Origin of the sequence: Agrobacterium vaccinii, assembly GCF_021310995.1 — a bacterium.
Lineage (GTDB): Bacteria > Pseudomonadota > Alphaproteobacteria > Rhizobiales > Rhizobiaceae > Agrobacterium > Agrobacterium vaccinii.
Genome location: NZ_CP054150.1, coordinates 1,204,720 through 1,228,937, shown reverse-complemented (window position 1 = coordinate 1,228,937; position 24,218 = coordinate 1,204,720). Strand labels below are relative to the sequence as shown.

The 24,218-nt window shown below is 57.7% G+C and carries 20 protein-coding genes; 12 read left to right on the top strand and 8 right to left on the bottom strand.

What is annotated here, in order from left to right:
- Positions 1-27: 27 nt before the first annotated feature.
- Both plsY and dprA read left to right on the top strand, forming a co-directional pair.
- Entirely contained in the window at positions 28-645 is a 618-nt protein-coding gene (plsY, locus tag HRR99_RS06290) for a glycerol-3-phosphate 1-O-acyltransferase PlsY (protein ID WP_233123151.1), read from the top strand.
- 32 nt (positions 646-677) lie between these two features.
- Positions 678-1,820: a DNA-processing protein DprA gene (dprA, locus tag HRR99_RS06285; RefSeq protein WP_233123150.1), complete on the top strand. Its 1,143-nt coding sequence runs from the start codon at positions 678-680 to the stop codon at positions 1,818-1,820.
- Here dprA and HRR99_RS06280 read toward each other — a convergent pair.
- Positions 1,773-2,009, bottom strand: coding sequence for a hypothetical protein (locus HRR99_RS06280; RefSeq protein WP_233123434.1), 237 nt, complete (start codon positions 2,007-2,009; stop codon positions 1,773-1,775). The two genes, dprA and HRR99_RS06280, sit on opposite strands and share 48 nt — an antisense overlap.
- A gap of 257 nt (positions 2,010-2,266) precedes the next feature.
- On the opposite strand from HRR99_RS06280, the gene topA reads away from it, so the two are divergent.
- The 6 genes from topA to rpmG all read left to right on the top strand — a co-directional run bounded on the left by topA (position 2,267) and on the right by rpmG (position 9,889).
- A complete protein-coding gene (gene topA / locus HRR99_RS06275) occupies positions 2,267-4,957 on the top strand; it encodes a type I DNA topoisomerase (protein ID WP_233123149.1) in 2,691 nt (896 codons plus the stop codon).
- Positions 4,954-7,305 (top strand): ribonuclease R, encoded by a 2,352-nt coding sequence (gene rnr / locus HRR99_RS06270; protein WP_233123148.1) that lies wholly within the window; start codon positions 4,954-4,956, stop codon positions 7,303-7,305. The genes topA and rnr overlap by 4 nt, the downstream gene beginning before the upstream one ends.
- Before the next feature lie 20 nt (positions 7,306-7,325).
- Positions 7,326-7,766 carry a DUF983 domain-containing protein gene (locus HRR99_RS06265; protein WP_065701165.1) on the top strand — a complete coding sequence of 147 codons (441 nt, stop codon included), beginning with the start codon at positions 7,326-7,328 and terminating at the stop codon, positions 7,764-7,766.
- A 50-nt stretch (positions 7,767-7,816) separates the two neighbouring features.
- Positions 7,817-8,452: an NUDIX hydrolase gene (locus HRR99_RS06260; RefSeq protein WP_233123433.1), complete on the top strand. Its 636-nt coding sequence runs from the start codon at positions 7,817-7,819 to the stop codon at positions 8,450-8,452.
- Between the two features lie 8 nt (positions 8,453-8,460).
- Positions 8,461-9,633 carry an MFS transporter gene (locus HRR99_RS06255; RefSeq protein WP_112499401.1) on the top strand — a complete coding sequence of 391 codons (1,173 nt, stop codon included), beginning with the start codon at positions 8,461-8,463 and terminating at the stop codon, positions 9,631-9,633.
- 88 nt (positions 9,634-9,721) lie between these two features.
- Complete coding sequence (rpmG, locus tag HRR99_RS06250; protein ID WP_003496403.1) at positions 9,722-9,889, top strand: 50S ribosomal protein L33; 168 nt, start codon at positions 9,722-9,724, stop codon at positions 9,887-9,889.
- Between the two features lie 111 nt (positions 9,890-10,000).
- On the opposite strand, the gene HRR99_RS06245 is transcribed toward rpmG, so the two are convergent.
- The 3 genes from HRR99_RS06245 to HRR99_RS06235 all read right to left on the bottom strand — a co-directional run bounded on the left by HRR99_RS06245 (position 10,001) and on the right by HRR99_RS06235 (position 12,747).
- Positions 10,001-10,222, bottom strand: coding sequence for a hypothetical protein (locus HRR99_RS06245; RefSeq protein WP_111839006.1), 222 nt, complete (start codon positions 10,220-10,222; stop codon positions 10,001-10,003).
- A 769-nt stretch (positions 10,223-10,991) separates the two neighbouring features.
- Complete coding sequence (locus tag HRR99_RS06240) at positions 10,992-12,359, bottom strand: PleD family two-component system response regulator (RefSeq protein WP_233123147.1); 1,368 nt, start codon at positions 12,357-12,359, stop codon at positions 10,992-10,994.
- A gap of 16 nt (positions 12,360-12,375) precedes the next feature.
- Complete coding sequence (locus HRR99_RS06235; RefSeq protein WP_062451405.1) at positions 12,376-12,747, bottom strand: response regulator; 372 nt, start codon at positions 12,745-12,747, stop codon at positions 12,376-12,378.
- 128 nt (positions 12,748-12,875) lie between these two features.
- Here HRR99_RS06235 and HRR99_RS06230 point away from each other — a divergent pair, with 128 nt between their 5' ends.
- The 4 genes from HRR99_RS06230 (at position 12,876) to HRR99_RS06215 (ending at position 16,592) form a co-directional block, all read left to right on the top strand.
- Entirely contained in the window at positions 12,876-13,184 is a 309-nt protein-coding gene (locus tag HRR99_RS06230; protein ID WP_233123146.1) for a DUF3572 domain-containing protein, read from the top strand.
- A 351-nt stretch (positions 13,185-13,535) separates the two neighbouring features.
- Positions 13,536-14,822, top strand: a complete 1,287-nt coding sequence (locus HRR99_RS06225; protein ID WP_233123145.1) for a DNA polymerase IV — start codon at positions 13,536-13,538, stop codon at positions 14,820-14,822.
- A 153-nt stretch (positions 14,823-14,975) separates the two neighbouring features.
- Positions 14,976-16,214, top strand: coding sequence for a L,D-transpeptidase family protein (locus tag HRR99_RS06220; protein ID WP_233123144.1), 1,239 nt, complete (start codon positions 14,976-14,978; stop codon positions 16,212-16,214).
- 87 nt (positions 16,215-16,301) lie between these two features.
- Positions 16,302-16,592: a hypothetical protein gene (locus tag HRR99_RS06215; RefSeq protein ID WP_233123143.1), complete on the top strand. Its 291-nt coding sequence runs from the start codon at positions 16,302-16,304 to the stop codon at positions 16,590-16,592.
- A gap of 39 nt (positions 16,593-16,631) precedes the next feature.
- On the opposite strand, the gene dnaE is transcribed toward HRR99_RS06215, so the two are convergent.
- From dnaE to proS, 4 genes are all read right to left on the bottom strand, one after another.
- Positions 16,632-20,126 (bottom strand): DNA polymerase III subunit alpha, encoded by a 3,495-nt coding sequence (dnaE, locus tag HRR99_RS06210; RefSeq protein ID WP_233123431.1) that lies wholly within the window; start codon positions 20,124-20,126, stop codon positions 16,632-16,634.
- A 413-nt stretch (positions 20,127-20,539) separates the two neighbouring features.
- A complete protein-coding gene (locus HRR99_RS06205; RefSeq protein ID WP_045230676.1) occupies positions 20,540-21,223 on the bottom strand; it encodes an ABC transporter ATP-binding protein in 684 nt (227 codons plus the stop codon).
- 15 nt (positions 21,224-21,238) lie between these two features.
- A complete protein-coding gene (locus HRR99_RS06200) occupies positions 21,239-22,546 on the bottom strand; it encodes a lipoprotein-releasing ABC transporter permease subunit (protein WP_233123142.1) in 1,308 nt (435 codons plus the stop codon).
- 20 nt (positions 22,547-22,566) lie between these two features.
- Complete coding sequence (proS, locus tag HRR99_RS06195; protein ID WP_233123430.1) at positions 22,567-23,889, bottom strand: proline--tRNA ligase; 1,323 nt, start codon at positions 23,887-23,889, stop codon at positions 22,567-22,569.
- Positions 23,890-24,218: the final 329 nt, after the last annotated feature.

Sequence of the window (24,218 nt, the reverse complement as noted above, 5' to 3'; positions counted from 1 at the left end):
ACGCGACAGGACCGAGGGGACCGAGTAATGACCGCATTGACTGACTGGCAGACAGCGCCTGCGCTTCTCGCCCTCGCTGCCCTGATCGGCTATTTGCTGGGGTCCATTCCGTTCGGGTTGATCCTGACGCGGGCGGCTGGTCTTGGGGATGTCCGCAATATCGGGTCCGGCAATATCGGTGCGACCAATGTTTTGCGCACCGGCAACAAGAAGCTGGCGGCGGCGACGTTGTTGCTGGATGCTCTAAAGGGTACGACTGCGGTTTGGATTGCCCACGCGTTGTGGGGTTATGAGGCCTCGCTGGTGGCGGGCTTCTTTGCGTTTCTCGGCCACCTGTTTCCGGTGTGGCTGGGCTTCAAGGGCGGCAAGGGTGTCGCAGTTTATATCGGCGTGCTACTGGGTGCGGCACCGTGGATGATGCTGGCGTTTGCTGCGATCTGGATTGCGACCGCGTTCCTTACCAAATATTCCTCTCTCTCCGCGCTGGTTGCAATGCTTGTCATTCCGGTTGCATTGTGGATAGTAGGGCCTGAGAAGACGGCTCTGCTGGTGACGCTGCTCAGCGTTATCTCCTGGTATATGCACCGGGAAAACATCACGCGGTTGCTGGCGGGGACTGAAAGCAAGATCGGTAAAAAGGGCTGAGGCGACGCGTCTTGCCCTGACGGGGGCGAGACATGCCGCATGATGGCGAAACGAAGCGCGGCATTGCGCTGACCGACAGGCAACGAGTCGCGTGGCTGCGGCTGATCCGTAGCGATAATATTGGTCCCGTCACCTTTCGCGAACTCATCAACCACTTCGGCAGTGCCGAAAAGGCACTGGACGCCCTGCCCGACCTATCCCGCCGGGGTGGGTCGGCGCGCAGCCCGCGCATTGCGACTGTTGCCGAGGTGGAACGGGAAATCGAGGCGGCGGAAAAATTCGGTGCTCGATTCGTCGGCATAGGGGAGCCGGATTATCCGCCAGCACTGCGCGAGATCGACGGTGCGCCGCCGATTATCTCCATGAAGGGATCGGGCCGCACGGCTGTTCGACCATCCATCGGTATTGTCGGGTCGCGAAACTCCTCCATCAATGGTTCGAAGTTTGCGGCCATGCTGGCGCGGCAGTGCGGACAGGCCGGTTATACCATCGCATCCGGTCTTGCCCGCGGCATCGACGCCGCCGCTCACGCGGCCAGCCTCTCCACCGGAACGGTTGCCATGCTAGCGGGTGGGCTGGACAAGCCCTACCCGCCCGAAAATCTGCGGCTTCTGGACGAGATCTATGGCAATGAGGGTGCCAGCATCAGCGAGATGCCGTTTGGATGGGAGCCGCGCGCGCGGGACTTCCCGCGCCGCAACCGACTGATCGCCGGGGTTTCGATGGGTGTGCTGATCGTGGAAGCGGCAGACAGGTCTGGCTCGCTGATCACCGCACGGTTGGCGGGGGAATTCGGGCGTCTGGTCTTCGCCGTGCCCGGTTCACCACTGGATGCCCGTTGCCATGGCACCAACCGTCTGATCAAAGATGGAGCGATGCTGGTGACGGAGGCTGCCGACATTCTGGATGCTCTAAAGCCGTTGATGGAGCCGATGCTACCGATTCAGCACGTGGCCAACGAAAGCTCCGAGGAAATGGATATATCACCGCCCGGTGACGATGACCGTAGTATCATCGCGTCTGCGCTGGGGCCATCACCGGTGGAAACCGACGACATTATTCGCCACACGGGCCTGCCAGCTTCCACCGTCTATCTGGTTCTCTTGGAACTGGATATCGCCGGACGCTTAAATCGGCACGCCGCGGGACGGGTTTCGTTGATTATGGCCGACTGAGAGCTTGCGCCGACCATTTTGAATGTCTCCCGCTTCGATATAAGCCATCTCGATAAGGTAGCAGAGCATGTCTGCACCCTCACGTTCTGCAACGATGCGCAGTTCAGCGAGCATTTGCCTGATATAGGCGAGATTTTCCGATGTTTGTTCGCCTCTGCTTTGGCTGCTATTCTGTGCACTCACGACCATGTCTACCTCAATTGAACTCCTGCAGAGCAGCGTCATAAAAAGAGCACCACCCGACATGAGCAACCATAACTTGTTTATCTATAATTGCAAACTTATTATAAATCCCCAAAAGGTTGCATCTTGGTGTAATGGCAGAAAAACGGCCCTTGCCTCTTGACCCAAGCGCATTACCTGTCCATGTCGAAATAAAGGTAGCGTTGTTGCGGCTGTAAAAAGCGGCACTGCATGTTAACGGGCAAGTTCCGAGAGAAAACAATATGAATGTCGTCGTCGTAGAATCACCGGCAAAAGCCAAGACGATCAACAAGTATCTTGGCCCCGGCTATAAGGTGCTTGCATCGTTCGGTCACGTTCGGGATCTTCCCGCAAAAGATGGCTCCGTGCTTCCCGATCAGGATTTCGAAATGACGTGGGAGGTCGATCCGGCCTCGCAAAAGCGCATGAAGGAAATCGCCGATGCCGTGAAGGCATCCGACGGATTGTTTCTCGCGACCGACCCGGATCGCGAAGGTGAAGCCATTTCCTGGCACGTTCTCGATTTGCTGCGAAAGAAGAAGGTGATCGGCGACAAGCCGGTGAAGCGCGTTGTGTTCAACGCTATCACCAAGAAGGCCGTGCTCGACGCGATGGCCGATCCGCGCGATATCGATATCCCGCTGGTGGATGCGTATCTCGCCCGCCGTGCGCTGGACTATCTCGTTGGCTTCAATCTCTCCCCCGTTTTGTGGCGCAAGCTGCCGGGTGCGCGTTCGGCTGGCCGTGTTCAGTCCGTGTCGCTGCGTCTGGTCTGCGACCGGGAATCGGAAATCGAGCGGTTCGTTTCTGAGGAATACTGGAATATTTCGGCGCTGTTGAAGACACCGCGTGGCGATGACTTCGAGGCCAAGCTGGTCTCTGCCGATGGCAAGCGTTTGCAGGGTCGGTCGGTCAAGACAGGCGATGATGCCAACCGCTTGAAGGCATTGCTGGAGGGTGCGACCTATACCGTGGATACGGTTGAGGCCAAACCTGTCAAGCGCAATCCCGGCCCTCCTTTCACCACATCGACGCTCCAGCAGGCCGCATCGTCGCGCATGGGCTTTTCCGCCTCGCGCACCATGCAGGTCGCGCAGCGGCTTTATGAAGGTATCGACATCGGCGGCGAGACCGTCGGTCTCATTACCTATATGCGTACCGACGGTGTGCAGATGGCGCCTGAGGCCATCGATGCTGCCCGCAGCGCAATCGGCGAACAGTTCGGCGCTCGCTACGTACCGGAAAAGGCACGCATCTATTCCACCAAGGCCAAGAACGCGCAGGAAGCGCACGAAGCCATTCGCCCAACGGATTTCAGCCGCACGCCCGATCAGGTCAAAAAATACCTCGATGCTGACCAGTTGCGTCTCTACGAACTGGTCTGGAAGCGCGGTATTGCCAGCCAGATGGCGTCTGCTGAAATAGAGCGGACGACGGTCGAGATTCTCGCTGACAACAAGGGCGAGAAGGCTGGCCTGCGTGCTGTCGGTTCGGTCATTCGCTTCGATGGCTTCATTGCCGCCTATACCGACCAGAAGGAAGATGGCGAGCAGAGCGACGACGGTGACGAAGATGGCCGTCTGCCGCAGATCAATGCTCGCGAAAGCCTCGCCAAACAGAAGATCAACGCCAGCCAGCACTTCACCGAACCGCCACCGCGTTATTCGGAAGCCTCGCTGATCAAGAAGATGGAAGAGCTCGGCATCGGTCGTCCGTCCACCTATGCGGCAACGCTGAAGACGCTAAGCGACCGCGAGTATATCATTGTCGACAAGCGCAAGCTGGTGCCGCATTCGCGTGGACGGCTGGTAACGGCTTTCCTCGAAAGCTTTTTCACGAAATACGTGGAATACGACTTCACCGCCGATCTGGAAGAAAAGCTAGACCGGATCTCTGCGGGTGAACTGGACTGGAAGCAGGTTCTTCGCGATTTCTGGAAGGACTTCTTCGCACAGATCGAAGACACCAAGGAACTGCGCGTTACCAACGTTCTGGATGCGTTGAACGAGGTTCTGGCGCCGCTGGTGTTCCCGACCCGCGAAGACGGCTCAGACCCACGTATCTGCCAGGTGTGCGGCACGGGTAACCTGTCGCTCAAGCTTGGCAAATACGGCGCTTTCGTTGGTTGCTCCAACTACCCGGAATGCAATTTCACCCGTCAGCTGAACTCTGATGGTGCCGAGGCAGAAGCTGCGGCCTTGAACGAGCCAAAGGCGCTGGGTGCGGACCCGCATACGGGCGAAGAGCTGACGCTGCGGTCGGGCCGTTTCGGACCTTACATTCAGCGTGGCGATGGCAAGGAAGCCAAGCGTTCCTCGCTGCCTAAGGGCTGGAAGCCCGAGGATATCGACCACGAAAAGGCGCTGGCGCTTATCAATCTGCCACGCGATATCGGCAAGCACCCGGAATCAGGCAAGATGATTTCGGCGGGTCTCGGTCGCTACGGACCGTTCCTGCTGCATGATGGTGGTTATGCCAATCTCGAAAGCATCGAGGATGTGTTCTCGATTGGTCTGAACCGCGCAGTGACCGTGATTGCCGAGAAGAAGGCGTCGCCAGGCCGTGGACGTTCTGCCACACCTGCCGCGCTGAAGGAACTGGGCGACCACCCCGATGGCGGCGCGATTACCGTTCGTGATGGCAAGTATGGGCCTTACGTCAACTGGGGTAAGGTCAACGCGACCATTCCCAAGGCGCAGGCACCTGACACGGTGACGCTGGACGAGGCGCTGGTGCTGATTGCCGAGCGCATTGCCAAGACCGGCACCGGCAGCAACGGCAAGCCCGTGAAGGCCACCAAGGCTGCGAGTGCCGATGGCGAGACCAAAGCCAAGGCGAAGCCGAAGGCTGCGGCCAAAAGTAAAACGGCTGCAAAGCCAAAAGCGGCGGCCAAACCAAAGGCAGCACCCAAAGCGAAGAAGGCAGAATCTTGAGCAAAGCACCGCGTAAGACATCCGGCTCGGCGGGCGATGGCTTCGGCCGCACCGGTCGCGGGAAAAAAGTTCTCGAATCTGCCGGTATCATCCACGGCGAGGTTCCGCCGCGTGATGTGCTGCTGAAATTCATTGCCGAGCATCCCGACCAGGCCTCCAAGCGTGAAATCGCCAAAGCCTTCGGGCTGAAAGGCGAAACGCGCATCGTGCTGAAAGCTCTTTTGAAAGAGCTTGAAACCGATGGCATGGTCCACAAGAGCCGCAAGTCGCTGATGCGCCCGGGCGGTCTGCCGCCTGTGACCGTTCTCGACATCACCACCCGCGACAAGGATGGCGGCCTGATCGGTCGTCCTGCCGAATGGCCGGACGAGAACGGGGCGGCCCCTGCCGTTATCATCCGCCAATCCTCTGCCGACCGGCAAAAGGGCAAAGCCCTTGTTGGCGGCATTGGCGACCGGGTGCTGGCCAAGATTTTTCCATCCAAGGAAGTTGGCGGCCCGGCCTATACGGCGCGCATCATCAAGCTGATCGACAGACGTCAGGGCGGATCGCTGGGCGTATTCAAGGAAACGCCGGGTGGCGGCGGTCGTCTGATGCCGATCGAGCGTCGTGGCGACGAAATGGTCATCGATCCCGATGGCGTCGGCGATGCCAAGGACGGCGATCTGGTGGAGGTGGAAACCTCGCGCAACAGCGGTCGTTATGGCCTGCCGCGTGCCAAGGTTCTTTCCGTCGTCGGCTCTGTCGCGTCTGAAAAGGCGATCTCGATGATCGCTATTCATGCCCATGGCATTCCGCATATCTTCCCATCGGACGTGCTGGCGGCAGCGGATGCGGCCAAGCCCGCGACGATGGCGCATCGTGAAGACTGGCGCAAACTGTCGCTCATCACCATCGACCCAGCGGACGCCAAGGACCACGACGACGCCGTTTATGCCGAGTTGGACCCCTCGCCCGACAACCCAGATGGCGTGATCGTCACCGTGGCGATTGCGGACGTGTCTTACTATATCCGTTCCGGCTCACCGCTGGACCGGGAGGCGTTGAAGCGCGGCAATTCGGTCTACTTCCCCGACCGCGTCGTGCCTATGCTGCCGGAGCGTATTTCGAACGATCTCTGCTCGCTGAAGGAAGGCGTGGATCGTCCGGCGCTTGCCGTGCGGATGGTGTTTTCCAAGGAAGGCCGCAAGGCCAGCCACACCTTCCACCGCATCATGATGAAGAGTGCGGCGAAGCTTTCCTATCAACAGGCTCAGGCCGCCATCGACGGCAACCCTGATGACAAGACCGGCCCGATGCTGGACCCGATCCTGCGTCCCCTATGGCATGCCTATGAGGTGATGAAGATCGGGCGCGACCGTCGCCAGCCGCTTGAGCTGGACATGCCGGAGCGCAAGATCATTCTGAAAGCGGATGGCACGGTTGATCGGGTGCATGTTCCTGAGCGTCTCGACGCGCACAAGCTGATCGAAGAGATGATGATCCAGGCCAATGTCTGCGCCGCCGAAACGCTGGAAGTAAAAAAGCAGCGTCTGGTCTACCGCGTGCACGATGCGCCGACGATTGCCAAGCAGGAAGTGCTGCGCGAGTTCCTCAACACCATCGGCTATTCTCTGGTCAAGGGTGGGCAGGTTCGCGCCAATTCCTTCAACGGCATTCTGGCGCGCGCGCTGGATACGCCGCACCAGATCATCGTCAACGAGATGGTATTGCGCTCGCAGAGCCAGGCGATCTACAGCCCCGACAATATCGGCCATTTCGGCCTGAACCTGATGAAATACGCGCATTTCACCTCGCCGATTCGTCGCTATGCCGACCTTATCGTGCATCGGGCACTGGTAGGTTCGCTGGGCCTCGGCGAAGGTGGCATCACCCCGCAGGAAGAAGCGACGCTGGCCGATGTGGCGGCTGAAATCTCGACCTTCGAGCGGCGCGCCATGGCTGCGGAACGCGATACGGTCAACCGGCTGATTGCGCATCACCTGTCGCAGCGTGTTGGCGAAGAATTCGAGGGCCGGGTCGGCGGTGTCACCAAGGCGGGACTATTTGTCGCGCTGCCGCAGTTTGGCGCTGACGGATTTGTTCCTATATCTACGCTGGGTACGGACTATTACATCTATGACGAGGCGCATCAGGCTCTGACAGGTGAAAAGACCGGACTTGGCTATCAGCTGGGCGATGCTGTTCAGGTTCGTCTGGCTGAGGCCGTGCCGCTTGCGGGTGCCTTGCGGTTTGAGGTGTTGAACGAAGGCAAGAAGATGCCTGCGGCGACACGCTCCTTCCACAAGACCACGCGCCGCACGAGTGGCCCGACACCTGGCACGAGACCGCCACGCAGACGCAGATGACAAGTCTAGAGGACACGCGCATGACGACGACCGAGACGCAGACAGTGCAGTATGGTGGCAAACCGGAAGACCGTCCGCTTGGTCGCTCGATCATGCGCGGCATTCTGAGCCGCTGTCCCGCCTGCGGCAATGGACACCTGTTCCGCGCCTGGCTGAAGCCGGTCGATGAATGCGCATCCTGTGGTGAAGACATGCACCACCAGCGCTCCGACGACCTGCCGCCCTATATCTCGATCATGATTCTCGGCCACGTTGCCGTCGGCGGCTTCATGATGACGGACACAGTGTTTCTGGTGCCGATGTGGGTTCACTTCGCCATCTGGGTGCCCATTACCATTCTGGTTGCGCTGCTGACGATCCAGCCGATCAAGGGTGGCGTCATTGGTCTGCAATGGGCCTTGAAGATGCACGGCTTCAGCAACGAGCCCGAAAAAGAACAAATCGACGGCTCGTCGCACTGACGGAGCCCAGAACCTTGGCCACCGCTGTTCCGGCTGAAAAAGCCCCGTACCTGCGCCCGAAAGACGCCGCATCAATCCTTCTTCTGGACCGGTCCGGCGACAGACCCCGTGTGTTGATGGGCAAACGCTCCAGCGCCCATGTGTTCATGCCTGACGTCTATGTGTTTCCCGGTGGCAGGCGTGATCCCTCCGACCGCGCCCTGCCCTTTGGCGCGGATCTGCATCCCGTTGTTTTGCAAAATCTGATGCGTGCCACTTCCCGGGCAATGACGGAAGGTGGCGCACGCGCTCTGGCGCTTGCGGCCCTTCGCGAGTTGCATGAGGAAACGGGATTGCGTTTTCACATGGAGACGGAAAGGCGTGATCGACCTGATCTCTCATCGCTGCGTTTTGTCGCCCGCGCCATCACGCCGCCCGGCAGGGTGAGGCGCTTCGATACGCGGTTCTTTTGCTGTTTTACCGATGAGGCAGGCATAAATCCTGACGATATCCAGGATTCCGACGAGCTGCAAAACCTTGAATGGCTTGACATCGAGGACAATTCAGGTGTGAACATGGCACCCATTACACGGTTGGTTCTCGAAGATGTCACAAAGTTCATGATAGGTGATCCTTCGTTACAATTCGAAAGCCCGGTGCGACAATATTTCGAGCGTCGCGGCAATTTCATTCGTGGCTTTCTATAAAGGTCCTCATGTCCCATCCGACTTGCGACGCCGACGATATTCACTGGCCCTCGCTCATCGCCGCCATATCCGCCATCAGCGCCGTTGGCATCGCCATCGGCCTCGGCTTGCCGCTTTTGAGCATCATTCTTGAAAAGCGCGGTATCTCCTCCAGCATGATCGGCCTCAACACGGCCATGGCGGGTGTCGCCGCCATGATGGCAGCGCCGGTGACCAGCAGGCTGGCGCATGAGTTCGGTGTGGCGCGCACCATGATGACGGCGGTGGTCGTCTCGGCCATCAGCGCGCTTGGCTTTTATTTCGCCGATGCCTTCTGGATGTGGTTTCCGCTGCGAATTGTTTTCCATGGTGCCACTACCATGCTGTTCATTCTCTCCGAGTTCTGGATCAACGCCGCAGCGCCGCCCAGACGGCGCGGCATGGTGCTGGGCATGTATGCGACCGGCATGGCCGTGGGCTTTGCCGGGGGGCCGCTGCTGTTTTCCGCCATCGGCAGCGAGGGAATCACACCCTTTTTGCTCGGCTCGGCTATTATCCTTCTGGCGGCGATCCCTATCTTCCTGGCGCGGCACGAAAGCCCGGATCTGGATGAAAAGCCCAACCACCACTTCGTGCGCTACATCTGGCTGGTGCCGATGGCCTCTGCTGCGGCCTTCGTCTATGGGTCGGTGCAGGCGGGCGGGCTATCGCTCTTCCCGGTCTACGCGACTCGCGAAGGTTTTAGCGAATCGCAGGCCGCGTTGCTGCTGACCGTCATGGCCATCGGCAACATGGCGTTTCAAATTCCCATCGGCATGCTGTCCGACCGCATGAAGGATCGGCGCATTCTGTTGGGCCTGATGGCGCTGACGGGCGTCATAGGTACGCTTGCGCTGCCGTTGCTGGTGGACAACTGGATGCTGCTGTCATCGCTGCTGTTGCTGTGGGGTGGCTGCGTCTCCGGCATGTATACCGTTGGCCTCACCCATCTGGGGTCCCGCCTCACCGGCTCCGATCTGGTGGCCGCCAACGCCGCCTTCATCTTCTGTTACGCCATCGGCACCATTGCCGGGCCGCAAACCGTGGGAATTTCCATGGATGTGGCCGGAACCGATGGTTTTGCTTGGGCGCTGGCGATGTTTTTCGGGCTCTACGTGGTTCTTTCCATTGGCCGTTCGGTTTTCGGATCAAATCGGACTTGACTTTTCGGGCGCGATCCGTAGTTTCGCGCCAGATTTAGCCGGGGTCCAACAGGTCCGCGGACTCACTATTGTTAAAGGCAGGACGACCATGGCGAAAGCTACAACAATCAAGATCAAGCTGCTGTCGACAGCCGACACCGGTACTTTCTATGTCACGACGAAGAACAGCCGTACCTTCACGGACAAGATGACAAAGACGAAGTACGACCCAGTCGTACGCAAGCACGTTGAATTCAAGGAAACGAAGATCAAGTAATTTCCTTCGCATGCACTGCCAAAAACGCGCCCTTCGAGGCGCGTTTTTTGTTTTGCGGATAACAACGCTCAATGCCTGAAGTCGCGATTGCCGCAGCCAACCTTAATCTGTTCACCCAAAATAATATTCTAGGTCAGATACTAAGTTTCCATCGAATTCAGAAAATTTTCTATTTTTCTTCTCCAGTATCTCATACATTACACCCTTGACTGGACTGCCTCCATTCTTCGCAGCCGCGTCTATGCGTCCGTAAAGTGACAAGACATCTGATCCATCATCAATGTATTTTGCGGCCAGATATTTCAGAATATTTACGCTTTCATCTTTTGTCATTCGTTCCTCCTGACACGTCGGAGAGATCCAACATTAAGACACACACCCTCTTCGTTGTACGCGCAAAAATATGCATGCGACTACGAATCGTAGGGAGACTAGCACCTAATAAAACCGCGTGAGGAAAAGCCGCTTACAGGGAAAATGGGTCGACCGGGACAGCAAAGACAGTACGAGGAACCGTTCAAAAGCGTCGCCGGTCGACCAGCCCCAAGACCCAGGAATGCGGCGGACCTGAGCACCATGGGGTATCTGAGAGATACCTGCTTTCCCGCAAAGAAAAGTAGCTATTCAGAACCAATATTTTCTGCTTCATCACAGCGGCGAGAGCACGCTGCAAGTGCGGAAATTTTCGTCTTGATGAAGTATCGCGTAACGCCTGAAGAATATCAACAAATTATTAATCCAAACGACGTTCCATCCATCGATATGGTTAAATATCCCGCGATGATACAGGGGAATTACTGACGCGGACCGGATAGATACATAATAAACCCAATCGTTATTATGGGTATATGTGCGCCCTCTTCAATAACGGGGCTGGTCGTTCTCTCGAAAACATCAACAATGTGCAAGATGAAACTGCCGTTCGACATCCGGCAACATATTTCTTATCTGGAAGACAACGTAGAGGCTTTGCGAGTCTGGATGGCACAGACGGCGTTTGGTCTTTGCGATCAGGCGCGAACACTGGGACGTCACTGATGTGACGCGCCGTCATTGTTATTGTGGATAACAGTCAGCAGAGCGAAGAATGGTGAAATGGCATTCAGGCAGCAGCGGCGACCACGCGGTTGCGGCCAGCGCTTTTGGCCTCATACAAAGCCCGGTCTGCCTGTCGCATCAATTGCTCAGGGGTTTCCACCGAAAGTGCGTTGGTGGCGATGCCCAGCGATGCGGTGATATGCAGTTCCCGGCCAGAGCGCAGCGTGAATGGCGTGTCTTCGATGATCGAGCGCAGCCGCTCGGCGACGGAGGCTGCCATGTCCACTGACGTATCCGGCATGACGACCACGAATTCCTCGCCGCCGTAGCGGCATGCCAGATCCGCGCCGCGCACGGTAGAGCGCAGCCTGGCGGCAAACTCGCGCAGAACCTCGTCGCCCGCATCGTGGCCGTAGGTGTCGTTCACATGCTTGAAGCGGTCGATATCGGTGATGCAGACCGACAGCGGGCGTTCGCGCGCAGCAGCCCGGTTGAATAGAATTTTCAGGTGGTTATCGAGATAACGACGATTGTTGAGGCCGGTCAGCGCGTCGATGACGGCCATTTCTATGGTCTGGTCGAGGTTCTCGCGCAGCCTGTTGTTGAAGCGCTTGCGCTTGATCTGCGTCAGCGTGCGCGCCACGAGTTCGTTGGGATCAAGCGGTCGCACGATGTAGTCGTTGACGCCGAGTTCCAGCGCACGGACGATCATCGTCTCATCGCCCTGTTCGGTGATCAGCAGCAGCGGCAAAAAGCGGGTGCGCTCGAGCGAGCGAAGCTGCGAGCAAAGCCGCAGTGGATCGAAATTATCGAAATTGGAGTTGACGATGGCCATCTCATAATCATTTTCCGCCGCCTCGAACAAAGCCGTTGCCGGTTCGGTCAGGGCAAAGACTTCGGCAACTGGCTTCAGCGCCTTGATGATGCGCTCCTGCGAACTGGCGCGACCGTCGATCAGCAGGACGCGGCCCGGCTGTTCAATATGCACATTCTCGGAAATCGGATCGCCGATACCGATCGTCTGGGCGGTGTGAGCGCGGGCGCGAAGCTCGTCGCTCATGGATTTGAGGCGCACCAGGCTTTTTACGCGCGAGATCAATTGAAGATCGTTGACTGGCTTGGTCAGAAAATCGTCGGCACCGGCCTTGAGGCCGCGCACGCGGTCTGCAGGCTGATCCAGCGCCGTGACCATGACGACGGGAATATGAGCGGTTGCGGGATTGGCCTTGAGGCGTTCACACACCTCGAAGCCATCCATGTCTGGCATCATGATATCCAGAAGAATGATATCGACCTGCTCCGTGTTGCAGATATCGAGGGCTCTGGCGCCGTTATCTGCACACAGGACGTCGAAATATTCTGCCGACAAGCGTGCCTCAAGCAGCTTCACATTTGTCGGGATATCATCGACAACCAGAATTCTCGCAGTCATGCGCCCGCCCCTCGCCTTACACGTCGCCGAGATATGTTTTGATGGTCTCAATAAATTTAGGAACTGAAATCGGCTTCGAGACATAGGCCTCGCAGCCGCCCTGACGAATGCGCTCCTCATCACCCTTCATGGCGAAGGCCGTGACGGCAATAACCGGGATGACATGCAGTTCGTCGTCTTCCTTCAGCCATTTCGTGACTTCAAGGCCGGACACTTCAGGCAACTGAATATCCATGAGGATAAGATCGGGACGGTGCTTGCGCGCCAGATCCAACGCTTCCATGCCGTTACGCGTCTGAATCGTCGTGTAACCCGACGCCTCGATCAGGTCACGAAAGAGCTTCATATTCAGCTCATTGTCTTCAACTATCATGACTTGTTTGGGCATGGACCGGTCCTCGTTTCACTTTGAAACCCATTCACGGACATATAGAGTGTCTGAGAAGCGATTCCATTATCCCCCAGTGGTTCACGCTAGTGGGATTTGGTTGAGAAATAGGTAACTTCAGTAAACAAATGTTGCGCGACACAAAAAACGGCAAAAGAGCCCCGAAAGACAGTCATGAAACAGCGGTCACCATACTTGGCTGGCTGGCCAGCGAGCCGGATATGCTTGCACGTTTTCTGGCGCTGAGCGGTCTGCAACCCAACATGCTGCGCCAGTCCGTCAACGACCCCGGCTTCCTCGCGGGCCTTACCGATTTCATCATGAGCCACGAACCCGACCTCATGGCCTTCTGTGAAGCAACCGGCACCAGCCCTGAAGACGTGACGGCAGCATGGCACCACTATTCCGGCCCCGGACTGGACTCCGGTCAGTATTGAACTCTCATTAACTCGTGTGTCGGCCCTCAGATTGGCATAGCGCTAGTCTGACGCCTGATTGTTTTTTTGTAACGTACTCAGTGATTGTCCGGGCATTATAAGAACAGCATTCTGCCAAAAGGCATCGTCTAACTCTGGAATGTCACCACAATCGATCTCGATGTCTGGCAAGTCTCTGAGTTGCTCAAGCGTCAATTCTTTTTCGTACCTTTTCAACACGACGTCACCCCTCGACCTGATGCGGTACCCTTATTGTTGCTCTGTATGACCCTCACTGGCATAAGAATGCGCTCTTGAGCGTAAGAAAGCAAAGGATTATGGTGGGAAATGTTCTCTTTTTGTTTCCGAGCCATGGCATCAGCAATTTCGACCTATGATCCCGGTTTCTGCCGTGACTGTCTGGCTGGCCAGCCGGCGGGTGTGCGGCGTTGTGGGGCGTGTGGCAGTCCGCGTCTGGTCTTTCATTCCGAGCTTTACGATCTCTCGATTGCACATATCGATTGCGATGCCTTTTATGCGTCGGTGGAGAAACGGGATAATCCTGAGCTGGCCGACAAGCCCGTCATCATCGGCGGTGGCAAGCGCGGGGTGGTTTCGACGGCGTGCTACATAGCGCGCATTCACGGCGTGCGCTCTGCCATGCCGATGTTCAAGGCGCTGGAGGCCTGCCCGCAAGCGGTCGTCGTGAAGCCGGATATGGAAAAGTATAGTCGTGTCGGACGGCAGATCCGCGGCATGATGCAGGATTTGACACCGCTCGTGCAGCCAATCTCCATCGATGAGGCTTTTCTTGATCTGTCCGGCACGGAGCGGCTGCATCATGACCCGCCTGCCCGCGTTCTGGCCAGCTTTGCCCGGCGGGTGGAAAAGGAAATCGGCATTACCGTTTCCGTCGGGCTTTCCTACTGCAAATTTCTGGCCAAGGTGGCGTCCGACCTGCAAAAGCCACGCGGCTTCTCCGTGATCGGCGAGAAGGAAGCGACGGCGTTTCTCGGGACGCGCCCCGTCACGACTATATGGGGTGTCGGCAAAGCCTTCGCCGCCACACTGGAGGCTGATGGCATCCGCATGATCGCGCAGTTGCAGCAGATGGAGGAAGGCGACCTGATGCGGCGCTACGGCGTCATGGGTCAGCGGCTCTATCGACTTTCGCGCGGCATCGATGACCGCGATGTTCACACAAACGACCCGGCGAAGAGCGTGTCTTCCGAGACCACATTTTTCAACGATATCTCCCGCCATGACGATCTGGTTTCGATCCTGAGATCGCTCTCCGAAAAAGTGGCCTGGCGGCTGAAGAAGAACGAGGTTGCGGGCCACACCGTGGTCTTGAAGATGAAGACGTCCTGCTTCAAATCCCGTACCCGCAACAAGCGGCTGGAAGACCCGACGCAACTGGCTGACAGGATATTCCGCACCGGCATTTCGATGCTCGAAAAGGAAACGGATGGCACCAAGTTTCGGTTGATCGGCATTGGCGTGACCGATCTGTGCAATCCGGCGCTCGCCGACCCGCCTGATCTGGTCGATGCTCATGCCGGGCGGCGCGCCGCCGCAGAGGCCGCAATGGATAAGCTACGCGATAAGTTCGGCAAGGGAGCCGTGGAAACCGGCTATACATTCGGCACGAAAAAATAGTCGCGACACGCAGTCGTGATCGGCATTTAAAAGCTTCCTTAAATCCCGACTGATATTCTCCCCTGCAAAGAAGCTGCGCCGGATTTGGCGCGCTTTCCGGCTCCCACGCCCTCCTCGGTGGCGGCGTGTCTTTGTAATGCGTTGGAGTGAAACATGATGTTGCGTGCCTTTGTTGGAGCCTGTCTCCTGTCCACCTCCGTTCTGGTGCAGGCAGCCTTTGCCGGCGATGTCCGCAGCCTTCAGGTGATCGTTTCCAAGAACGAGCAGACACTGTCGCTGTATGACGGCGGCGAACTGGTTGCCACATCCAAGGTGTCTTCCGGCAAGCCGGGGCATGACACGCCAAGCGGCATCTTCTCTATCCTGGACAAGAAGAAGTACCACGAATCCAACATCTATTCGGCAGCGCCGATGCCTTTCATGCAGCGGCTGACCTGGTCTGGCATTGCACTGCATGAGGGGCGCGTGCCCAACTATCCGGCATCGCATGGCTGCATTCGCCTGCCCGCCAAGTTCGCAAAAAGTCTTTACGGCATGACGGCGCGCGGCGTGCACGTCATCGTTTCCGATGCGGCGGTCGCGCCGCAGCGCGTGGACCACCCAACACTCTTGCAGCCGCATGACCAGCCTGACGAAAAGCTGATGCTGTCTGATGTTGAGCTGCGCCCGGCACGCTTCGACGCATCGCTGAAGATGGTGGAAGTCGCCGTCAACCAGACGACGAGTTCGGTCAAGCCGAAGGCATCCGTTGAGCGGAACCTGTCGCCGCTGCGCATTCTCATCACCCGACGTGGCGAGCGTGAAAAGATCATGGACGTACAGCGTCTGCTGACAGAAATCGGCTTCGATGCCGGTGTGGCGGACGGTTACGCCGGGCAAATGACGATCAGCGCCGTGAACGGGTTCAAGCGCTGGAAACAGATGAAGACATCAGGTCCGCTTTTGACGGATGAGGTGGTGGATGCGATCTACGCATCAGCCGGTGCGGACGCTGCGCCCAATGGCCAGTTGATGGTGCGGCGGGACTTCAAGCCGCTGTTTGAAGCGCCCATTCACATCAAGGACCCGCATGTGGCGCTTGGCACGCACTTCTTCGAGGTCATCGATATGGACCGCGATAGCGGCAAGGCGGAGTGGAACGGTCTGACGCTGGAGAACTATCTGCCAGCCGCGGCGCGCAAACGTCTCGGTATCGACGTGGCCGATGTGCCGGGACGTCTCGATCCGTTGAGCGCGGTGCTCGACCGTCTGGATATCCCAAAGGATATTCGCGCAAAGCTCGAAGCAGACCTGACAACCGGCAGTTCGATTACGGTATCGGACCTCAGCCACGGGCTGGAGACCGGAGAGGGGACGGATTTCGTCACCATCACCCGCGACCGTCCTATCTGACGCAAGACGGGTGCTGCACGCAAGGCGGGAACGAAGTTTCTGCATGGGCGTTGAAATAGCTCGACAAGACAACTTGGAGAGCCATCAATGAACCTCAAATATGTAGCGGCAGCCGTCCTTGGACTGGCCTGTGTCTCGGCGGCGGAAGCGCCAGAGAATTACAGCATTTACGCAGGCCCGACGGTGGTGAGCGATCCCGTCATCCTCGACATCTATGACCGGGCGCTGGTGAAGTGTACGTATGAAGCCAGCACGCCGACACGCGGCACGGAGTTCACCACATCGCTTTATTATAATGCTGCACTGAGAGCGTGCCTGTCCCGTCAAGGCTTCATCGACCGTGGCGCTTACGCCTATCCGACCAACCGCCTGTTCTGAAACCACATGAAGTTTCTGCAACAAGCGGTTGTTATCGAATCAGATTAGCTCGACATCGATGACACCGGCAGCAGACCGGAAGGCCGCGCCGATTTCCGGCGATATACGATATTTACCGGGCAGTTCGAGTTCGATCTCGCGCTGCCCATCGTCTTTGATCAGCACGAAATAGACCGAACCGTCACCCTTGTTCAGGTGATGAGCAAGCGACTTCATCGGCCCGGAATCGCGCAGATAGACACGAAGCGCCTTCTGCATCTGCACTGAGCGCTGCTCCAGCGATTCAGCCGTCTGGATGCGCAGGCCGATGCCTTCGGGACGCTCTTCCGCCTGCACGGTGATGACGAGTGACTTGCCCACTTCCAGCAGGTCGCGGTACTGGCCGAGACCTTCCGAAAACAGAACGGCCTCATACTGCCCGGATGCATCGGAGAAAGTCACGATACCCATCTTGTTGCCGGTTCGGGTTTTACGCTCCTGCTTTCCAGTAACAGTACCCGCCAGACGACCTGCGGTGGCGCCCTGCTTTACCGCGGCTGTAAAATCGGCAATGTTTTGAACGCGCAGCTTATCCAGCACGGCGCGGTAAGTATCGAGCGGATGCGCCGTCAGGTAAAAGCCGAGAACCTGATATTCACGCAGCAGTTTTTCCGACGCAAGCCACGGTTGGTAAGCGGGTAGCACCAGCTTCTCCGGTCCGCTCGCACTGCCTGAGCCGAACATATCGTGCTGACCGCTGAGACGGCGGCCCTGCGCAAGTTGGGCATAACCGATTATGCGATCCAGCCCGCCGATCAGTTCGGCGCGGTCCTTGCCAAAGCAATCGAAGGCACCCGCGTTGACGAGGCTTTCCAAAACGCGGCGGTTGATCTGTTTGGGATCGATCCGCAGGCAGAAGTCTTCGAGGCTGGTAAACGGTGTGTCGCCGCGCACGTCCACGATATGATCGACCGCACCCTCGCCCACGCCTTTCAGCGCAGCCAGCGAGTAATAAATGCGGTTTTCGCCCGGCTCGAAACGCCGGTGCGATGTCTGCACCGAGGGCGCAACGATCTCGATGCCGAGGCGACCAGCGTCCTGTCTGAAATCGTTGACCTTTTCGGTGTTGGCCATATCCAGCGTCATGGAGGCCGCGAGAAACTCGACCGGGAAATGGGCCTTCATGTAGGCCGTCTGATAAGAGACTATGGCGTAGGCAGCGGCGTGGGATTTGTTGAAGCCGTAGTTCGCGAACTTGGCCAACAGGTCGAAGATGGTGTTGGACTGCGCCTTCGAGACGTCGTTGCGCATCGCGCCTTCAACGAAACGCTCACGCTGCTGGTCCATCTCCTCCTTGATCTTCTTACCCATGGCGCGGCGCAGAAGATCGGCTTCACCGAGCGAATAGCCCGAGAGAACCTGGGCAATCTGCATTACCTGTTCCTGATAGACGATAACGCCCTGCGTTTCCTTGAGAAGATAATCGATGGTCGGGTGGATCGACTCGATCTCTTCCTCGCCATGCTTGCGGGCATTGTAAACAGGGATGTTTTCCATCGGGCCAGGACGATAGAGCGCGACCAGTGCGATGATATCCTCGATGCAGTCGGGGCGCATGCCGATCAGCGCCTTGCGCATGCCCGCGCTTTCCACCTGGAACACCCCGATTGTCTCGCCGCGCGCCAGCATCTCGTAAGTCTTTTCGTCTTCCAGCGGAATCGCCGCCAGATCGACGGTAACGCCGCGTTTGGCAACGAAATCCACCGCGACCTTCAAGACTGTGAGTGTTTTCAGACCCAAAAAGTCGAATTTGACGAGACCGGCGCTTTCCACCCATTTCATGTTGAACTGGGTGACCGGCATATCGGAACGTGGATCGCGATACATCGGCACGAGCTTGGACAGAGGCCGGTCACCGATCACGATACCGGCGGCGTGCGTGGATGCGTGGCGATAGAGGCCTTCGATCTTCTGGGCGATATCCAGCAGGCGGGCAACGACGGGTTCCTTGTCGGCCTCTTCCTGAAAACGCGGCTCTTCCTCGATCGCCTTGGACAAGGGCGTCGGGTTGGCGGGATTGTTGGGCACCAGCTTGCAGATACGGTCCACCTGGCCGTAGGGCATTTCCAGCACACGGCCAACGTCACGCAAGGCGGCGCGCGCCTGCAAGGAACCAAAGGTGATGATCTGCGCCACCTGTTCGCGCCCATATTTCTGCTGAACGTAGCGAATGACCTCTTCACGCCTGTCTTGGCAGAAGTCGATATCGAAGTCGGGCATCGACACGCGTTCGGGATTGAGGAAGCGCTCGAACAGCAGCGAGAAACGCAGCGGATCGACATCGGTGATGGTCAGCGCATAGGCGACGAGCGAGCCTGCACCCGAACCACGACCGGGACCAACAGGAATATCCTGGTTTTTCGCCCATTTGATGAAGTCGGCAACGATGAGGAAGTAGCCCGGGAATTTCATGCGCTCGATAACGCCAAGCTCGAAATCCAGCCGGTCGCGATATTCTTGCTCGGTATATCCCGGCGCCATGCCGAGTGCGGAAAGGCGTTGCTCCAGACCTTCGACGGCCTGACGGCGCAGTTCCGCACCTTCCGCACGGTCCGCCTCCTCCGGGTCTTCGCTAGCGCCGGTAAAGCGGGGAAGAATCGGCCCGCGCTTTTTCAGCACATAGGAACAGCGCTGCGCAATTTCGATGGTGTTGTCCAGCGCCTCTGGAATATCCGCAAAGAGCGCCATCATCTCCTGACGGCTCTTGAGATAATGATCCGGGGTCAGGCGAAAGCGGGTGTCATCCGAAACGATGGCATTGTGGGCAACCGCCATCAGCGCGTCGTGCGCATCGTAGTCGTCACGTGACGGGAAAAACGCCTCATTGGTGGCGACCAGCGGAATGTCGTGCTCATAGGCGAGTGCGATCATACGCCGTTCATGCGCCCGGTCGAAATGACCCTGTCGCTGCAATTCGATATAGAGGCGGTCGCCGAACAAGTCCTTCAACGCCAAAAGCCGTCTGGTTGCCTGCGTGGCGTGGCCAGCCTTCAACGCCATGTCCACTGGGCCGCCGGATGCGCCGGTCAGAACGATGAGGCCGGAGTTATCGCCCTCGTCCAGCCATGACTTGGGCACGTTGACGGAGTGGCCCGTGCCTTCGCCGTCCAGATAGGCGCGGCTGATCAGATCGACCAGACGCTCATAACCAACGGCATTGGAGGCGAGCACAACGACGGCAGGAAGTTTGGCGAGGTTGTTATGCCCGCGCTTGTCATCGGTTGCATCCTGCATATCGATGGAAATCTGGCAGCCAATGATGGGCTGCAAGCCCTCATCTCGAGCCTTTTCGGAGAACTCGAGCGCGACGAACAGATTGTTGGTATCGGTGATGGCGATGGCTGGCTGGCCGTCCGAGACGGCCTTTGCCATGATCTTCTTCAAGGGCAATGCGCCCTCAAGCAGGGAGTAAGCGGAATGGACCCGCAGATGGACGAAGCCGGGTGTCTGTGCACCGCTACCAGCCGTTTCGCTGGTCACTGAAATCTCGCCCATATCGTCAAATCCCGTCATTCTGAGTCATCGAGATTTTCGGCTTTTCCGAAGGCAGAGTCTACCGCCTTTGGTTTGATTTACACGTCATTTCCGGTTGAAACGACGATGAGGCATCACATGGAAGTGAGGATTACCGAGAAGCTGGTGACGAAGAGTGCGATGGAAGCGAAGGCTGCGATGTCACGGATGATGTCGGTCATTTGTCTCTCCATACTTGTTATGTTCTAACTTTGTTCTCATTTCGTTTCGTTGTCAACGGCTTTTTTGTCACTCTCAGCTTGTCAACGCAGGCAGAGTCGTGGCGGTTCCGTCCTCGATTCGGGGCAAGCGCTTGAGTCCAAAACGAAAAACCCCGCGCAACAGGTGTTGCGCGGGGTCTTATGAAACGTCTCTCGCCCAAAGGCGGTGGCGAATTAGAACTCTACGATCTTGCCTTCGCTGAGCGTCACGCGGCGGTCCATGCGGCCTGCGAGCTCGTGGTTGTGGGTCGCGATCAGAGCTGCGAGGCCGGATTGACGAACGAGTGCCTCCAGCGCGCCGAAGACATAGGATGCCGTCTCTGGATCGAGGTTGCCGGTGGGCTCATCCGCCAAAAGCAGAAGCGGCGCATTGGCAACGGCGCGGGCGATGGCCACACGCTGTTGCTCACCACCGGACAGTTCCGACGGGCGATGATCGCCACGATGGCCGATGCGCATGTAATCGAGAAGCGCGCTGGCACGCTCCTTGGCTTCGGAATGCGGCAACCCCGAAATGAGCTGCGGCATCATGATGTTTTCGAGCGCTGTGAATTCCGGCAGCAAATGGTGGAACTGGTAGACGAAGCCGATGTCGCTGCGACGGATCAAAGTGCGCTGTTCGTCGGTGAGATCACCACAAGATCTTCCGTTGACGAAGACTTCGCCAGCATCCGGGTGTTCCAACAAGCCCGCCAGATGCAGCAGCGTGGATTTGCCGGTGCCGGACGGTGCCACGAGAGCAACGATCTCGCCGCTTTTCAGCTCGAGATCGGCGTTCTTCAAAATGGACAGGCTGTGCTCGCCCTGCCCGTACGTCCGTTCCACGCCCTTAAGCCGCAACGCTGTTTTCTGTGCCATGGTGTGATGCGGTCCTTATTCGTAACGCAGGGCCTGGACAGGATCGAGCTTGGAAGCCCGCCAAGCCGGAAAGATCGTTGCCAGGAAAGACAGGCCCAGCGCCATGATGACGACGGTCATCGTTTCGCTCAGCTGCATTTCCGCCGGAAGCTGGCTGAGGAAGTAAAGCTGCGGATCAAACAACACGGTGCCTGAAATCCAGGAGAAGAACTGGCGGATCGATTCCACATTGAGACAGACGAGAACGCCAAGGCCCACGCCCGCAAATGTGCCAACGATACCAATGGCGGCACCCGTCATGAAGAAGATGCGCATGATGGAGCCGGAGCTTGCGCCCATGGTGCGCAGAATGGCGATATCGCTGCCCTTGTCCTTCACCAGCATGATGAGGCCGGAAATGATGTTGAGCGCGGCTACCAGCACGATCAGCGTCAGGATCATAAACATGACGTTGCGCTCCACCTGAAGGGCGGAGAAGAAGGTCTGGTTTCGTTGTCGCCAGTCGGTGATATAAATCTGTCGCCCAGCTGCCGTCTCGACCAACGGCCTGATGCCATCGACATTGTCAGGGTGGGTGACGAAGAGCTCAATGGATTGAACGATGCCTTCGGCATTGAAATAAAGCTGCGCTTCTGACAGCGGCATATAGATCATCGACGCGTCATATTCCGACATACCGATCTCGAAGACGCCCGAGATCGTATAGGATTTGACGCGCGGGTTGACGCCCATCGGCGTCACGTCACCTTCCGGTGATATCAGCGTAATCTGGTCGCCAGCGGTCACACCGAGCTGAGACGCAAGGCGCGAACCGACGAGAACGCCCTGCCCCGACATATAGCCGACGAGATCGCCAACCTTGATATTGCCGGAGACTTCCTTGATCTTTTCGATGTCTTCGGAGCGCACGCCGCGCACAAGCGCACCACTGCCCGCACCGCCGCGACCAGAGGCCAGCGTCTGCCCCTCGACCAGCGGCAGCGCCATAGTAACGCCGGGAACGGCGGCAAATTTCTTGGCGAGATCGTCATAGTCCTTCAACGGCGAGTCGATGGGCTGGACGATCATATGGCCATTGATGCCGAGAATGCGGGAAATCAGCTCCGTGCGGAAACCGTTCATGACCGCCATAACAATGATCAGCGTCGCGACGCCCAGCATGATGCCAACGAAGGAAAACCCCGCGATGACGGAAATGAACGCTTCCTTGCGGCGCGAGCGCAGGTAGCGCCACGCCACCATGCGCTCGAAGGCCGAAAATGGTCGGGCGGCTTTGTCCTTTACGGAGGGGCCTGCACCGTTATCAGCCTCGGCTTTTGCCATGTCGTCTCCCTATCGGCTCTTCAGCCAAGCACTCTGTTCATTGCCGCTTCGATGGTCACGGTTTCGCGTGCGCCTGTCTTGCGATTCTTGACCTCGACCTCACCGGCAGCAACGCTACGCGGGCCGACGATGATCTGCATCGGCACACCGATAAGGTCCGCCGTCGCGAATTTCTGGCCTGCGCGGTCGTCCGTGTCGTCGTAGAGAACATCCTTGCCCGCATTGCTCAGCGAGTAATACAGCTTTTCGCAAGCGGCATCACAGGCAGCATCGCCAGCCTTCATGTTGATAATGACGACATCGAAAGGAGCAACCGATTCTGGCCAGATGATTCCGTTCTCGTCATGCGATGCTTCAATGATGGCGGGAACAAGGCGTGTGGGGCCAATGCCATAGGAACCCATGTGGACAAGGTGTTCTTTGCCATCGGGACCCTGAACTTTCGCGCCCATTGGCTCGGAATATTTCGTGCCGAAATAGAAGATGTGACCGACTTCGATACCGCGGGCCGAAAGGCGTTCGCCTTCGGGGATTGCATTGAAAGCGGCTTCGTCATGCATTTCGGAGGTGGCGGCGTAATCTGTCGTCCACTCATTGAAGATGCCCTGGAGACCATCGACGTCATCGAAGTTGGTATCGTCTGATGGAATGCCGCGATCGAGGAAGCTCTTGTGGCAGAACACTTCGGATTCGCCGGTGTCGGCCAGAATGATGAATTCATGGCTGTGGTTGCCACCGATTGGGCCGGTATCGGCGCGCATGGGAATGGCACGCAGACCGAGGCGCGAGAAGGTGCGCAGGTAAGCAGTGAACATCTTGTTATAGGAGTGGATCGCGTCTTCCTTGGTCAGATCGAAGGAATAGGCATCCTTCATCAGGAATTCGCGCGAGCGCATGGTGCCGAAACGGGGGCGAACCTCGTCACGGAACTTGAGCTGAATGTGGTAAAGGTTCAGCGGCAGGGTCTTGTAGGACTTCACATAGGACCGGAAGATGTCGGTGATCATCTCTTCATTGGTCGGTCCATAGAGCATCGCACGGTCCTGACGGTCCTTGATGCGCAGCATTTCCTTGCCGTAGTCTTCGTAGCGACCGCTTTCCTGCCACAGGTCCGCGCTCTGGAGCGTCGGCATCAGAAGCTCGATGGCACCGGAACGGTCCTGCTCTTCGCGGACGATCTTGTTGACCTTGTCCAAGACGCGCTTGCCCAGCGGCAGCCAGGAGTAAATGCCTTGGCTCTGCTGACGGACCATGCCTGCACGCAGCATAAGGCGGTGCGAGACGATTTCCGCTTCCTTGGGATTTTCCTTGAGGATGGGCAAAAAGTAACGGCTAAGGCGCATAGTCATTTCCATCTTGTGACGAAGCCCATGATTGATCTGGGAATCGCCGGAATAACGGGATAATTGCGCCGTACATAGCGGTTTCCTCAACAGAAGGAAACCCGCTGCCCTGTGCGTAACGCGCCATTCCAGCGATTCCATTTCACCGCGTAATCGCGGTAGCTAAAATACGCTTTTACCCCTCAATCTTCGTAGGACCATTTACCTTCATGGCTGTTTTGCGACAATTTTATGAGACTACATTCGCCCCTGAACGGTTACAGGAGGAATAATTTTGCCCACATAGTGCGACATATCGCATCAAGAGGAATTTTTTGCCGACTGTAACA

Bases quoted from the DNA above. Each gene is read 5' to 3' on its own strand.
- dnaE (WP_233123431.1), bottom strand. From the start codon at position 20,126: ATGGGCGAGATTTCAGTGACCAGCGAAACGGCTGGTAGCGGTGCACAG.
- topA (WP_233123149.1), top strand. From the start codon at position 2,267: ATGAATGTCGTCGTCGTAGAATCACCGGCAAAAGCCAAGACGATCAAC.
- HRR99_RS06200 (WP_233123142.1), bottom strand. From the start codon at position 22,546: ATGGCAAAAGCCGAGGCTGATAACGGTGCAGGCCCCTCCGTAAAGGAC.
- HRR99_RS06215 (WP_233123143.1), top strand. From the start codon at position 16,302: ATGAACCTCAAATATGTAGCGGCAGCCGTCCTTGGACTGGCCTGTGTC.
- HRR99_RS06265 (WP_065701165.1), top strand. From the start codon at position 7,326: ATGACGACGACCGAGACGCAGACAGTGCAGTATGGTGGCAAACCGGAA.
- HRR99_RS06245 (WP_111839006.1), bottom strand. From the start codon at position 10,222: ATGACAAAAGATGAAAGCGTAAATATTCTGAAATATCTGGCCGCAAAA.
- plsY (WP_233123151.1), top strand. From the start codon at position 28: ATGACCGCATTGACTGACTGGCAGACAGCGCCTGCGCTTCTCGCCCTC.
- rpmG (WP_003496403.1), top strand. From the start codon at position 9,722: ATGGCGAAAGCTACAACAATCAAGATCAAGCTGCTGTCGACAGCCGAC.
- HRR99_RS06235 (WP_062451405.1), bottom strand. From the start codon at position 12,747: ATGCCCAAACAAGTCATGATAGTTGAAGACAATGAGCTGAATATGAAG.
- HRR99_RS06280 (WP_233123434.1), bottom strand. From the start codon at position 2,009: ATGGTCGTGAGTGCACAGAATAGCAGCCAAAGCAGAGGCGAACAAACA.
- HRR99_RS06205 (WP_045230676.1), bottom strand. From the start codon at position 21,223: ATGGCACAGAAAACAGCGTTGCGGCTTAAGGGCGTGGAACGGACGTAC.
- dprA (WP_233123150.1), top strand. From the start codon at position 678: ATGCCGCATGATGGCGAAACGAAGCGCGGCATTGCGCTGACCGACAGG.
- HRR99_RS06240 (WP_233123147.1), bottom strand. From the start codon at position 12,359: ATGACTGCGAGAATTCTGGTTGTCGATGATATCCCGACAAATGTGAAG.
- HRR99_RS06220 (WP_233123144.1), top strand. From the start codon at position 14,976: ATGATGTTGCGTGCCTTTGTTGGAGCCTGTCTCCTGTCCACCTCCGTT.
- HRR99_RS06225 (WP_233123145.1), top strand. From the start codon at position 13,536: ATGGCATCAGCAATTTCGACCTATGATCCCGGTTTCTGCCGTGACTGT.
- proS (WP_233123430.1), bottom strand. From the start codon at position 23,889: ATGCGCCTTAGCCGTTACTTTTTGCCCATCCTCAAGGAAAATCCCAAG.
- HRR99_RS06255 (WP_112499401.1), top strand. From the start codon at position 8,461: ATGTCCCATCCGACTTGCGACGCCGACGATATTCACTGGCCCTCGCTC.
- HRR99_RS06230 (WP_233123146.1), top strand. From the start codon at position 12,876: ATGTTGCGCGACACAAAAAACGGCAAAAGAGCCCCGAAAGACAGTCAT.